This window comes from Streptomyces corynorhini (genome assembly GCF_003346515.1).
Lineage (GTDB): Bacteria > Actinomycetota > Actinomycetes > Streptomycetales > Streptomycetaceae > Streptomyces > Streptomyces corynorhini.
In genome coordinates, this window is sequence record NZ_QQNA01000011.1 from 44,851 (window position 1) to 58,301 (window position 13,451).

Below are 13,451 nucleotides of genomic sequence, written 5' to 3' on the forward strand. Positions count from 1 at the left end.
GCCGGGGGCCGTGCGCGTGCCCGGTTCGTTACGGGACGGGGCGCGCCGGGACCGCTGTCGGTGGTCCTCCGTAGACTGGGGGCGTGAGTGAGCAGCGTCCTTCCGACCAGCCCGGCGAGCCCGACGATTTCGACGAGATCGTCGCCGCCGCGACCGACCGAGACCCCGACCTCGCGGTGATCGAGGCCGGCAGCCGCACCCTGCGCGCCCAGGCGGGTCCGCCCGCAGGTGACGACGTGCCGGGCCGCCCGGAGGACCCGGAGGTGGACAAGGCGCTGCGCGCCGTGGAGCGGCAGCTCGCGGAGCGCTGGGGCGAGACGAAGCTCGACCCTTCGCTGGTGCGGATCGCCGCGCTGATGGACGTGCTGGGGGAGCCCCAGCACGCCTACCCGTCGATCCACATCACGGGGACGAACGGCAAGACGTCCACCGCCCGCATGATCGAGGCGCTGCTCAGCGCGTTCGAGCTGCGCACCGGCCGCTACACCAGCCCGCACGTCCAGTCGCTCACCGAGCGGATCAGCCTGGACGGCGCCCCGGTCTCCGCCGAGCGGTTCATCGAGACGTACGCGGACATCAAGCCGTACGTCGAGATGGTCGACGCGGCGCAGGAGCACCGGCTCTCCTACTTCGAGGTGCTCACCGGCATGGCGTACGCGGCGTTCGCCGACGCCCCGGTGGATGTCGCGGTGGTCGAGGTCGGCATGGGCGGCAGCTGGGACGCGACGAACGTCATCGACGCCTCGGTCGCCGTCGTCACCCCGATCGACCTGGACCACACGGACCGGCTCGGCTCCACCCCCGGCGAGATCGCCGGGGAGAAGTCCGGGATCATCAAGCGGGGCTCGACGGTGATCCTGGCGCAGCAGCCGGTGGACGCCGCGCAGGTCCTGCTCAAGAAGGCCGTCGACGTGGATGCGACGGTCGCCCGCTCGGGCATGGAGTTCGGTGTGGTCGCGCGCGAGATCGCGGTCGGCGGCCAGCTGCTGACCCTGCGCGGTCTCGGCGGCGAGTACGAGCAGGTCTTCCTGCCGCTGTACGGCGCGCACCAGGCGCACAACGCGGCGGTGGCGCTCGCCGCCGTGGAGGCGTTCTTCGGTATCGGCGCCGAGCAGGCCCGCCCGCTGGACATGGAGACCGTCCGCAAGGCGTTCGCCGCGGTCACCTCGCCGGGCCGGCTCGAAGTGGTCAGGCGCTCCCCGACGGTGGTGCTGGACGCCGCGCACAACCCGGCGGGCGCGCGGGCGGCGGCCGACGCCGTCACCGAGTCCTTCGGTTTCAGCCGGCTGATCGGCGTGCTCGGCTCCCTGGGCAAGAAGGACGTGCGCGGGGTGCTCGAAGCGCTGGAGCCGATCTGTACGGAGCTGGTGGTCACGCAGAACTCCAGCCACCGCGCGATGGACGTGGACGAGCTGGCGGCCGTCGCCGTCGAGGTCTTCGGCGAGGACCGCGTCCAGGTGGAGGCGCGGCTCGACGACGCGCTGGAGGCGGCGATCACGCTGGCCGAGGAGGAGTCCGAGTTCGCCGGCGCCGGAGTGCTGGTGACGGGCTCGGTCATTACGGTCGGCGAGGCCCGGCTGCTGCTGAAGAGGGGCTGAATCCCATGCGAACGCTCTGCGCGTCCACCCTGATCGGTGAGTTCTTCGTGATCGGCTTCGCCGGTCTGGTCGCCATGAAGTCGGACGACCTGTCGATGGGCACGGTCTGGACGGTCTGCGGCGTCGGCATGCTGCTCTCCGTGGTGCTGTGCGGGATGGTCACCCGGCCCGGCGGGGTGCGGCTGGGCTGGGCCTTCCAGATCCTGCTGATCGCCAGCGGCTTCGTGGTCCCCGCGATGTTCGTGCTCGGCCTGATCTTCTCGGTGCTCTGGTGGGCCTCGGTCCACTACGGCCGCAGGATCGACGAGGCGAAGGCCCGCTGGGCGGCGCAGGCGGGGGCGGAGACCGGCGCGGGAGCCGCGTAGTCCTGGGTCCGGGGCGGGTCGGGACCGGTGCCGGGGGCCCGGTAATCTCAGCCCACCGCACTCTTTTGGCTGCAAGGAGCCGCACACATGACCCAGCGCACTCTCGTCCTTCTCAAGCCGGACGCCGTCCGCCGCGGACTCGTGGGCGAGATCATCGGCCGCATCGAGCGCAAGGCGGGCTGGACCGTCAGCGCGCTGGAGATGCGCACGCTCGACCAGGACACGCTGGAGCAGCACTACGGCGAGCACAAGGGCAAGCCCTTCTACGAGCCGCTCGTCGCCTTCATGGCCTCGGGCCCCGTGGTCGCCCTGGTCGTCGACGGCGAGCGGGTCATCGAGGGGGTACGCGCGCTGTCCGGTCCGACTGACCCGATCGCCGCGGCCCCCGGGTCCATCCGGGGGGATTTCGGCACCATCGTCCGGGAGAACCTGATTCACGCCTCGGACTCCGAGGAGTCCGCCATTCGGGAACTTAAAATCTTCTTCCCGGGACTTTCCTGACCTACTGTCAGCCAAACGGCGCTGACGACCTGGGGCGACCGAAGGAATTCGGTCGCCTTTGGGCATATCTAGGCCACTTCCGGGAACGCATCGCACCGACACTTCGTCACCCTTATTGAGGTGGGCCAGCGCGCCGCCGCCCTTCCGGCGGCACTACGATGGAAACCTCCACGCCAAAGCACCCACCTCGCCATCCTGAAAAGCCATCAACGCTTGGGAAGGCCAGACGCATCCTCATGGGGAACAACATGTCGTTCATCGGCCGTGACATGGCTGTCGACCTCGGGACCGCCAACACGCTGGTGTACGTCAGGGGCCGGGGCATCGTGCTCAACGAGCCGTCCGTGGTCGCCATCAACACCAACACGGGCGGCATTCTCGCGGTCGGCTCCGAGGCGAAGAAGATGATCGGCCGGACGCCCGGCAATATCGTCGCCGTCCGGCCGCTGAAGGACGGCGTGATCGCCGACTTCGAAATCACCGAGCGCATGCTGCGCTACTTCATCCTGAAGATCCACAAGCGCCGCTACCTCGCCCGCCCCCGTGTCGTCGTCTGCGTGCCCTCCGGCATCACCGGAGTCGAGCGCCGCGCCGTCATCGAGGCGTCCACCCAGGCCGGCGCGCGCCAGGTGCACATCATCGAGGAGCCCATGGCCGCCGCCATCGGCTCCGGCCTCCCCGTCCACGAGGCGACCGGCAACATGGTCGTCGACATCGGCGGCGGCACCACCGAGGTCGCGGTGATCTCGCTCGGCGGGATCGTCACCGCGCAGTCCATCCGGGTGGCCGGCGACGAGCTGGACAACGCGATCATCCAGCACGTCAAGAAGGAGTACTCGCTCCTCCTCGGCGAGCGGACCGCCGAAAGCATCAAGATCACCATCGGGTCGGCCTACGACCTGGACAAGGACGAGCACACCGAGATCCGCGGCCGCGACCTGGTCTCCGGCCTGCCGAAGACCGTCGTCATCTCCGCCGCCGAGGTCCGCAAGGCCATCGAGGAGCCGGTCAACGCGATCGTCGACGCGGTGAAGACCACGCTCGACAAGTGCCCGCCCGAGCTGTCCGGCGATGTGATGGACCGCGGGATCGTGCTCACCGGCGGCGGCGCCCTGCTGCGCGGCCTGGACGAGCGGCTGCGCCGCGAGACCGGGATGCCCATCCACATCGCCGAGGATCCGCTGGACTCCGTCGCGCTCGGATCCGGCAAGTGCGTCGAGGAGTTCGAGGCGCTCCAGCAGGTGCTGGACGCGCAGCCCCGCCGTTAGCCCAGGCGACTTCGAGTGCGGCGGATCGTTGGTACACAGGCAGAATCATTCCTACGAGGAAGGCACGGCCGCCGCACGTGAGGGACACACGAGAGAGCCGTCTGCTCCTGGTGCTGCTGATCGCCATCGCGTTCGCCCTGATCACCGTGGACATCCGCGGGGGTGAGGACTCCCCGGTCGACGGCGCGCGGCAGGCCGCCGCGACGGTCTTCGGACCGGTGGAGAACGGGGTGGCGTCAGCGGTCAACCCGGTCGGCAACGCCATAGGAGCCGTACGGGACTCCGGCGCGCGCCACGACCGGATCGCCGCGCTCCAGCGGGAGAACACCGCGCTCAAGCAGCGGCTCGGCAGCGACGACCGCAACCGCAGCCGGGTGCGCGAGCTGGACAAGATGCTCAAGGCGGCCGGCGCCGGCCAGTACGGCATCAAGGGCGCCCAGGTCATCGCCATAGGAGCGGCCCAGGGCTTCTCCTGGACCGTCACCATCGACATGGGCCGCGCCGACGGCGTCAAGCGCGACATGACCGTCATCAACGGCGAGGGGCTCGTCGGCCGCGTCACCACCGTCGGCCCGAACACCGCGACCATCCTGCTCGCCAACGACCCGGGCTTCACCGTCGGTACGCGGATGGAGGGCAACGACGAGCTGGGCTTCGCCACCGGACAGGGCGACCGGCCGCTCTCCGTACAGCTCCTCAACGGCAAGGCCAAGATCAAGAAGGGCGACCGGCTGGTCACATTCGGCTCCAGCAAGGACAAGCCCTTCGTGCCCGGCGTCCCGGTCGGCGAGGTCGTCCGCGTGGACCCGTCCGGCGGCGATCTGACCCGTACCCTCTCGGTACGGCCCTTCGTCGGCTTCACCAAGCTCGACATCGTCGGTGTCGTCGTGGAAGCGCCCCGGCAGGACCCGCGCGACACGGTGCTGCCCCCCAAGTCCAAGCCCGTTCCCACCCCCACCGTCACCGTCACGGTCACCCCGTCCCCGAACGGCAACGCCGAGCTGAACCCCAACGGCGAGGCCGACCCCGAGGCCGTCGGAGCCGTCACCGGCGACACCTCCGCACCCGCCGTCGCCGACGGCCGGCCCGACGGCAGACCCGACGCGCAGACACCCGGCGGCGATGGCCGGGCGGACGGCGACGGCCCGGCAGACGAGCAGGAATAGAGCTGATCCCCATGCGCTTCAACCGGATTCTGCTCTCGGTCACGCTGGTCGTGGTCGCCCTGGTGGTCCAGGTGTCCGTCCTCGCCCGGCTCCAGCTCCCCGGCGCCGTACCCGACCTGGTGCTCCTGGTCGTGCTCGCCCTGGCCTTCGTGTACGGGCATGTCAGCGGCGCGCTCATCGGCTTCGGCGCGGGCCTGCTGGCCGATCTGGCGCCGCCCGCCGACCACGCCGCCGGCCGCTACGCCCTGGTGCTCTGCGTGATCGGCTATCTGGCCGGTCTGGTACGCCCCGAGAAGGGCCAGCTGCGCTCGGCGTTCGTCCCGATGGCAGCGGTCGTCGCGGCGGCCCTCGGCTCGACCCTGCTCTACGCGGGCGTGGGCGCTCTCGTCGGGGACACCGCCGCCCGCCATGTCGGCCTGGCCGGACTGCTGTTCACCGCCGTCGTCTACGATCTCCTGCTCGCGCCGTTCACCGTCCCGCTGGTGATGTGGCTGGCCAGACGCGCCGACAACGATCCGCTCGCCGAGTCGGGCGGCGGTGCCGGCAGCGATGTCGCGGCGGGCTGGATCACCAGCGGCACCGGTCTGCGCATCGGCGGCCAGCGCGGCGGTCTGCGCCTCAAGGCGGCCCGCGGCCGCGCCGCGCGCGCAGGCCGTATCAAGGGGGTCAAGCGCCTGTGAGCACACCGCCCGTGAGCGCGCCGCCGCTGCCCACCCCCGCCCCCTCGCCCGTCACCACCCTTCCCACGAGGGGCCCTTCGCAGCCATGAGCAATATCCCCGAGACCGGCAGGACCCCCCGCGTCCAGATCCGGCTCATCGCCATCCAGGTCCTCGTCTTCTCCCTGCTCCTCACCCTCGGCGGGCGCCTGTGGTACCTCCAGGTGCGCAACGGCCAGGAGTACACCGACGAGGCCAAGAACAACCACGTACAGCAGGTCGTCCAGCCCGCCGTGCGCGGCTCCATCCTCGACAACCGGGGGATCCCGCTCGCCGACAACGAGACCCGCCTCGTGGTCTCCGCCAGCCGTACCGACCTCATGAAGATGAGGGACGACGGCAAGGCCGTGCTGACCCGGCTCGCCGACGTCCTCGGGATGAAGCCCGACGAGGTCATCAACAAGGTCCGGCTCTGCGACTCGAAGACCCCCAAGCCCTGCTGGAACGGCTCGCCCTACCAGCCGATCCCCGTCACCGACGAGGCCACCACCCAGCAGGCCCTCCAGATCCGCGAGCGCGCCGAGGACTTCCCCGGCATCACCGCCGAGCCCACCGCCGTACGCCGCTACCCGGCGCCAGGACTGGCCAACACCGCGCAGGTCCTCGGCTATCTCTCGCCCGTCACCGACGACGAGATCGCCAAGGCGCAGGACACCGACTCGCCCTACCTGCGCTCCGACCAGGTCGGCCGCTCGGGACTGGAGCGCACCTACGACAAGCAGCTGCGCGGCAAGGCCGGGGTCACCCGCTACGAGGTCGACAACCTCGGCCGGGTCATCGGCGAGGCCCAGAGCGACAAGGCCGAGCCCGGGGCCAACGTCGTCACCTCGATAGACGCCCGGGTACAGGCCGTCGCCGAGTACGAGCTGAACGAGGCGATGAAGGCGGCCCGCAAGGAGCTGGACCGCAACACCGGCGTCAACTACAAGGCCGACTCCGGCGCCGTCGTCGTCATGGAGGCGAAGACCGGCCGGGTCGTCTCGATGGCCTCCCAGCCCAGCTACGACCCCAACGCCTGGGTCGGCGGGATCTCCGCCAAGGACTACGCCAAGCTCACCGGCAAGAAGTCCAACTTCCCGCTGCTCAACCGGGCCATCCAGGGCCAGGCCGCCCCCGGCTCGATCTTCAAGGTCATCTCCTCCACCGCCGCCGTCAACGCCGGATACCCCTTCAACGGCAACTACCCCTGCCCCAGCTCGTACAGCGTGGGCAGCCAGGTCTTCAAGAACTTCGAGTCCAAGGGGTACGGCTCCATCACCCTCGGCAAGGCCCTCGAAGTCTCCTGCGACACCGTCTTCTACGGGCTGGCGCACAAGGAGTGGCAGAAGGACGGCGGCACCAAGCCCAAGAAGTCGGCCAACAACTGGTTCTACAAGACCGCCCACCAGTTCGGCCTCGGCAAGGAGACCGGCATCGACCTCCCCAACGAGGTGGCCGGACGCGTCCCGGACCGCGACTGGAAGCAGAAGTTCTGGGAGGCCAACAAGGGCGGCTGGTGCAAGCAGGGCAAGAAGGGCGGCACCTACGTCGAACAGCTCGCCTACGAGGGCTGCCTCGAAGGCAACCTGATGCGCGCCGGTGACTCCGTCAACTACTCCATCGGCCAGGGCGACACCCTCGTCACCCCGATCCAGATGGCCACGATCTACTCCGCGATCTCCAACGGAGGCACCCTCTTCAACCCCACGGTCGGCAAGGCCGTCGTCAGCGCCGACGGCAAGCGCGTCGAGGAGATCGCCCCCAAGTCCCACGGCAAGCTGCCCTTCGACCGCGCGACGCGCGACGACATGGACAAGGCCCTCGCGGGAGTGGCGACCACCGGCTCGGCCGCCTGGCGGTTCGGCGGCTGGCCGCAGGACAAGATCCCGATGCACGCCAAGACGGGTACGGCCGAGGTCTACGGCAAGCAGACGACCTCATGGTTCGCCTCGTACACCAAGGACTACACGATCGTCATGACGATCTCCCAGGGTGGCACCGGATCCGGTGCCTCGGGGCCCGCCGTCCGCAAGATCTACGAGGCGATGTACGGACTGGACAAGGAGGGCAACCAGGACATGAAGAAGGCGCTCATGCCCACGCCCGCCAAGGCGCTGCCGAAGATCCAGCCCGACGGATCGATCGACGCCCCGCAGATCAAGCCGTTCGAGCCGGAGAAGGAACAGCCCGCCGACCAACCGGTGCTCGCGGGTCCGCCCGCCGGCACCGGCCGGAGGGACTGAGCGATGGCCGGCACAAGCGGCTTCTCGGTCTCCGGCTACGGCCCGGAGCGCAGCGCGTGGGCACGTCTCTCGGCACGCGACTCGATGGTGCGCAGGCTCGACTGGCCACTCCTGTTCTCGTCGCTCGCCCTGTCCGTCCTCGGCTCGCTGCTGGTGTGGTCGGCGACCCGCAACCGCACCTCGCTCAACCAGGGCGACCCGTACTACTTCCTCTTCCGCCACCTGCTCAACACCGGCATCGGCATGGCGCTGATGGTCGCCACGGTCTGGCTGGGCCACCGCACCCTGCGCGGCGCGGTGCCGGTGCTGTACGGATTCTCCGTGCTGCTCGTCCTGCTGGTCCTCACCCCGCTGGGGGCGACCATCAACGGCGCGCACTCGTGGATCGTGGTCGGCGGCGGCTTCACCGTCCAGCCCTCCGAGTTCACGAAGATCACCATCATCCTGGTGATGGCGATGATGCTGGCCGCCCGGGTGGACGCGGGGGACCAGCTCCATCCCGACCACGGCACGGTCGCCAAGTCGCTGGGCCTCGCGGTCATCCCGATGGGGATCGTCATGCTGATGCCGGACCTCGGCTCGGTGATGGTGATGGCGGTCATCGTGCTCGGTGTGCTGCTCGCCTCCGGCGCCTCCAACCGGTGGATCATCGGCCTGATCGGCGCGGGCGTCGTCGGGGCGATCGCCGTCGCGGCGCTCGGGGTGCTCGACGAGTACCAGATCAACCGGTTCGCCGCCTTCGCCAACCCGAGCCTCGACCCGGCGGGCGTCGGCTACAACACCAACCAGGCGCGGATCGCGATCGGCTCCGGCGGACTGACCGGCACCGGCCTCTTCCACGGCTCGCAGACCACCGGACAGTTCGTCCCCGAGCAGCAGACCGACTTCGTCTTCACCGTCGCGGGCGAGGAGCTGGGCTTCCTGGGCGCGGGGCTGATCCTGGTGCTGCTCGGCGTGGTCCTGTGGCGCGCCTGCCGGATCGCCCGCGAGACGACCGAGCTGTACGGGACGATCGTGGCCGCCGGGATCATCGCCTGGTTCGCGTTCCAGTCGTTCGAGAACATCGGGATGACGCTCGGCATCATGCCGGTGGCCGGGCTGCCGCTGCCGTTCGTGTCGTACGGCGGGACCTCGATGTTCGCCGTCTGGATAGCGATCGGGCTCCTCCAGTCGATCCGGGTGCAACGCCCCATAACGGCATGAATCCGGTGGAAAGCCGCATCGGTGCCGGTTAGGTTCGTCCCATGGGCGACACCGAGCGGCGGACCGTACGGAAGGCCGGAGGAAAGTCCGGACGGAAGACCGTGCGGACCTACGAGAACCCCGGCCACGACGCCGCCCTCCCCGATCTGACCGGGGTCGGCGGCGTCGCGGCCGTTCTGCCGCAGGGCGTCGCGGAACTCGACACGGTCCACTACGACACCGCCGATCTGCGGCTGGCCGCCGCCTCCGTCACCCTGCGCAGGACGGCGGGCGGCGACGCGGCGGGCTGGCTGCTGGAGCTGCCCGGCGCCGACGGCGCCCGCGACGCGATCGGGCTGCCGCTCAGCGGCACCGTCCCGCCCGCGCTGGCCGCGCTGGTGCGCTCCCGCGCCCGGGGCGCCGCGCTGGTCCCCGTGCTGCGGCTGCGCACCTCGCGGGACGTCACCCGGCTGTTCGACGCGCGCGACGCGCTGGTCGCCGAGGTGGGCGTGGACACCGTACGGGCCCGGCGGCTCGACGGGAGCGGCGCCACCGCCGAGTGGACCGAGACCGGACTGGCGCCGGGCGAGGACGCCGCCCCCGCGCTCCTGGACGCCGTGGACGCGGCGCTGCGCCGGTCCTGGCCGCGACGCGGCGCCCCGGGGCCCCAGGCGGTCCGGGCGCTGGAGCGGACGGCCACGGAGCGGCCGGGAGGGGACGGGGCGCCGGGCGAGCCGGTGGCGGGGGAGAGCGCCGCCCCTGGCCCCGGTCCTGCCCCTGGCCCCGGTCCCGTCACCGCCGGAGAGCAGGTGCTGGCGTATCTGCGGGAACAGGCCGACGCCGTCGCCGCCCACGACCCCGCCGTCCGCCGCGACCTGCCGGACTCCGTGCACCGGATGCGCGTCGCCACCCGCAGGCTGCGCTCCGCGCTCCGTACCTACCGCGCGCTCCTCGACCGGCCGGTCACCGACCCCGTCGCCGGGGAGCTGAAGTGGCTCGCGGCGTGCCTCGGCGTCGACCGCGACCACGAGGTCCTCGCCCTGCGGCTGCGCGCCCGAATCGACGCGCTCCCCGCCGACCTGCTCCTCGGCCCGGTACGCGCCCGGCTGCGGAGCTGGGAGGGCGTCCGGCGGGCGGGCGCCCGCGCCCACACCCTCGCCGTCCTGGACAGCGCCCGGTACCTGGCCCTGCTCGACGCGCTCGACGCCGTCCTGGCCGATCCGCCGCTGCGCCCCGCCGCCGCCGCGCCCGCCCTGCAGGCGCTGCCGGGACGCGTCCTCAAGGCCCACGCCCGGCTGGCAGGCCGCGTCGACCGGGCGCTGGCGCTCCCGCCGGGCCGCGAGCGGGACCGCGCGCTGCACGAGGCGCGCAAGGCGGCCAAGCGCGCCAGATACGCGGCCGAGGCGGCGCGGCCCGCGCTCGGCGGGACCGCCGAGCGGTACGCCGCGCGGATGAAGGACGTACAGGCACTCCTCGGCGACCACCAGGACAGCGTGCTGGCCCGCGACGCCCTGCGGGAGCTGGCGCGCGAGGCGCACGCGGCGGGCGAGCCCACGTTCACCTGGGGGCTGCTGTACGGCGGGGAGGCGGCCCTGGCCGAGCGGCTGGAGCGGGAGCTGCCGAAGCTGTGGTCGAAGGCGTCGGCCCACCGAATCCGGACGGCGCGTGGCCGCTGGACGCCGGGGTAGTCTGGATGGTCATCCCCGGTCCGGAGACGGGCCGTGCCCGCCCACGAAAGTCGCGAGATGTCTGCTGCTGCGTCGGTCTTCCCACAGCTCGAAGCACTGCTCCCGCATGTGCAGAAGCCGATCCAATACGTCGGCGGTGAACTCAACTCCACCGTCAAGGAGTGGGACGACTGCGACGTCCACTGGGCGCTGATGTACCCCGACGCCTACGAGGTCGGGCTGCCCAACCAGGGCGTCATGATCCTCTACGAGGTGCTCAACGAGCGCGCGGGCGTCCTCGCGGAGCGCACCTACAGCGTCTGGCCCGACCTCGAAGAGCTGATGCGGGAGCACAAGCTCCCGCAGTTCACCGTGGACTCCCACCGCCCGGTGGGCGCGTTCGACATCTTCGGGCTGAGTTTCTCCACCGAGCTGGGCTACACCAACATGCTCACGGCCCTGGACCTCGCGGGCATCCCGCTGGCGGCCCGGGACCGTACCGTCGACCACCCCATCGTGCTCGCGGGCGGACACGCCGCCTTCAACCCCGAGCCGATCGCGGAGTTCGTCGACTGCGTGGTCATCGGCGACGGCGAGCAGGCCGTCCTGGAGATCACCGAGATCGTCCGCGCCTGGAAGGCGGAGGGCCGCCCCGGCGGGCGCGAGGAGGTCCTCTTCCGGCTGGCGAGGACCGGCGGGGTGTACGTCCCCGGCTTCTACGACGTCGAGTACCTCGCGGACGGCCGGATCGCCCGCGTCGTACCCAACCGCAGCGGGGTCCCGTGGCGGGTGTCCAAGCACACCGTCATGGACCTCGACGAGTGGCCCTACCCGAAGCAGCCCCTCGTCCCGCTCGCCGAGACCGTCCACGAGCGGATGTCCGTGGAGATCTTCCGCGGCTGCACCCGGGGCTGCCGCTTCTGCCAGGCCGGCATGATCACCCGCCCGGTGCGCGAGCGCTCCATCACCGGCATCGGCGACATGGTCGAGAAGGGGCTGAAGGCGACCGGCTTCGAGGAGGTCGGACTGCTCTCGCTCTCCTCCGCCGACCACAGTGAGATCGGCGACGTCGCCAAGGGCCTCGCCGACCGCTACGAGGCGGACAAGATCGGCCTCTCCCTGCCCTCCACCCGCGTGGACGCCTTCAACGTCGACCTCGCCAACGAGCTGACCAGGAACGGCCGCAGGTCCGGTCTGACCTTCGCCCCCGAGGGCGGCTCCGAGCGGCTGCGCAAGGTCATCAACAAGATGGTGTCGGAGGAGGACCTGATCCGTACGGTCTCCACCGCGTACGGCAACGGCTGGCGGCAGGTGAAGCTCTACTTCATGTGCGGCCTGCCCACCGAGACCGACGAGGACGTCCTCCAGATCGGCGACATGGCGGTGAACGTGATCGCCGAGGGCCGCAAGGTCTCCGGCCAGAACGACATCCGCTGCACCGTCTCCATCGGCGGCTTCGTACCCAAGCCGCACACCCCCTTCCAGTGGGCCCCGCAGCTCAGCGCCGAGGAGACCGACGCCCGGCTGACCAAGCTCCGCGACAAGATCCGCGGCGACAAGAAGTACGGCCGCTCGATCGGCTTCCGCTACCACGACGGCAAGCCCGGCATCGTCGAGGGCCTCCTCTCCCGGGGCGACCGCCGCGTCGGCGCCGTCATCCGGGCCGTATACGAGGACGGCGGTCGCTTCGACGGCTGGCGCGAGCACTTCTCGTACGACCGCTGGATGGCGTGCGCGGAGAAGGAGCTGCCCGCCGTCGGTCTGGACGTCGACTGGTACACCACGCGCGAGCGCTCCTACGAGGAGGTCCTGCCCTGGGACCACCTGGACTCGGGCCTCGACAAGGACTGGCTCTGGGAGGACTGGCAGGACTCGCTCGACGAGACCGAGGTCGAGGACTGCCGCTGGACACCGTGCTTCGACTGCGGGGTCTGCCCGCAGATGGACACGTCCATCCAGATCGGCCCCACGGGCAAGAAGCTGCTGCCGCTCACCGTCGTCACGTAGCCCCGGGCGCACAATGGTGCGATGCCCCGATTCATCGCACCCGACATCCGGGTCCACGCCTCCTTCCTCGACGCGATGAAAGAGTTCGTCGAGGAGGACGCGGGGGAACGGTCGCTGCTCCGCCACGAGATGGAGCGGTACGGCGCCACCTGGCACCGGCCCGAGGTCTTCGCGGAGTACGTGGCGCGGCTGAACGCCGAGCCGCTGGAGGAGACGCCCAGGTCCGAGGGGTGGGTGCCCAGCACGACGCTCTGGTACGCGGAGGGCGGCACCTTCCTCGGCCGCCTCTCGATCAGGCACCGGCTCAACCCGTTCCTGCGCGAGTTGGGCGGCCACATCGGCTATGCCGTCCGGCCCACCGCGCGTCGGCAGGGGCACGCCACCGCGATGCTGATCGCGTCGCTGCCGGTGGCGCGGCGCATCGGGATCGACTCCGTGCTCGTCACCTGCGACACCACCAATGAGGGCTCGCGGAAGGTCATCGAGGGGGCCGGCGGGGTGCTGGAGGACGAGCGGGGCGGAAAGCTGCGGTTCTGGGTGGCCACGGGCGGGTAGGAACGCGGAGTACGTGCGTACGAGCCTGCGGAACCGCCGGGCGGCCGTGCGCGTACTCTGGGTAGTACAACGATCGTCCCGGCGCGGCACCCGCACCCGAGATCTCTCCGCGACCGCGCGGGTGAACCGGGATCCGGGGTGGCCCCCACGTCCAAGGGCGGCGCGTCACCGCGTACCGCTCGCACCGAGGAGAAGAACCACT

General features: G+C 70.9%; 11 protein-coding genes. All 11 read left to right on the plus strand.

The features are described 5' to 3' along the window. Window positions 1–83: 83 nt before the first annotated feature. The 11 genes from folC (at window position 84) to DVH02_RS02270 (ending at window position 13,249) form a co-directional block, all read left to right on the plus strand. Complete coding sequence (gene folC / locus DVH02_RS02220) at window positions 84–1,598, plus strand: bifunctional tetrahydrofolate synthase/dihydrofolate synthase (protein WP_114621949.1); 1,515 nt, start codon at window positions 84–86, stop codon at window positions 1,596–1,598. 5 nt (window positions 1,599–1,603) lie between these two features. After that, on the plus strand, window positions 1,604–1,963 hold the full coding sequence (locus DVH02_RS02225) for a DUF4233 domain-containing protein (RefSeq protein ID WP_114621950.1): 360 nt from the start codon (window positions 1,604–1,606) through the stop codon (window positions 1,961–1,963). Between the two features lie 87 nt (window positions 1,964–2,050). Next, window positions 2,051–2,464 (plus strand): nucleoside-diphosphate kinase, encoded by a 414-nt coding sequence (gene ndk, locus DVH02_RS02230; protein ID WP_114621951.1) that lies wholly within the window; start codon window positions 2,051–2,053, stop codon window positions 2,462–2,464. A 248-nt stretch (window positions 2,465–2,712) separates the two neighbouring features. Next, complete coding sequence (locus tag DVH02_RS02235; protein WP_114621988.1) at window positions 2,713–3,732, plus strand: rod shape-determining protein; 1,020 nt, start codon at window positions 2,713–2,715, stop codon at window positions 3,730–3,732. A gap of 77 nt (window positions 3,733–3,809) precedes the next feature. Beyond that, window positions 3,810–4,898: a rod shape-determining protein MreC gene (gene mreC, locus DVH02_RS02240; RefSeq protein ID WP_114621952.1), complete on the plus strand. Its 1,089-nt coding sequence runs from the start codon at window positions 3,810–3,812 to the stop codon at window positions 4,896–4,898. 11 nt (window positions 4,899–4,909) lie between these two features. Continuing rightward, window positions 4,910–5,578, plus strand: coding sequence for a rod shape-determining protein MreD (gene mreD, locus DVH02_RS02245; RefSeq protein ID WP_114621953.1), 669 nt, complete (start codon window positions 4,910–4,912; stop codon window positions 5,576–5,578). 85 nt (window positions 5,579–5,663) lie between these two features. Beyond that, a complete protein-coding gene (gene mrdA / locus DVH02_RS02250; protein WP_114621954.1) occupies window positions 5,664–7,838 on the plus strand; it encodes a penicillin-binding protein 2 in 2,175 nt (724 codons plus the stop codon). 3 nt (window positions 7,839–7,841) lie between these two features. Continuing rightward, window positions 7,842–9,041: a rod shape-determining protein RodA gene (gene rodA, locus DVH02_RS02255; protein ID WP_114621955.1), complete on the plus strand. Its 1,200-nt coding sequence runs from the start codon at window positions 7,842–7,844 to the stop codon at window positions 9,039–9,041. A 41-nt stretch (window positions 9,042–9,082) separates the two neighbouring features. Continuing rightward, on the plus strand, window positions 9,083–10,708 hold the full coding sequence (locus tag DVH02_RS02260) for a CYTH and CHAD domain-containing protein (protein ID WP_114621956.1): 1,626 nt from the start codon (window positions 9,083–9,085) through the stop codon (window positions 10,706–10,708). 57 nt (window positions 10,709–10,765) lie between these two features. Then, complete coding sequence (locus DVH02_RS02265) at window positions 10,766–12,694, plus strand: TIGR03960 family B12-binding radical SAM protein (protein WP_114621957.1); 1,929 nt, start codon at window positions 10,766–10,768, stop codon at window positions 12,692–12,694. A 21-nt stretch (window positions 12,695–12,715) separates the two neighbouring features. Beyond that, the gene (locus DVH02_RS02270) at window positions 12,716–13,249 is read left to right on the plus strand and encodes a GNAT family N-acetyltransferase (RefSeq protein ID WP_114621958.1); all 534 of its coding nucleotides are present in this window, start codon (window positions 12,716–12,718) and stop codon (window positions 13,247–13,249) included. Window positions 13,250–13,451: the final 202 nt, after the last annotated feature.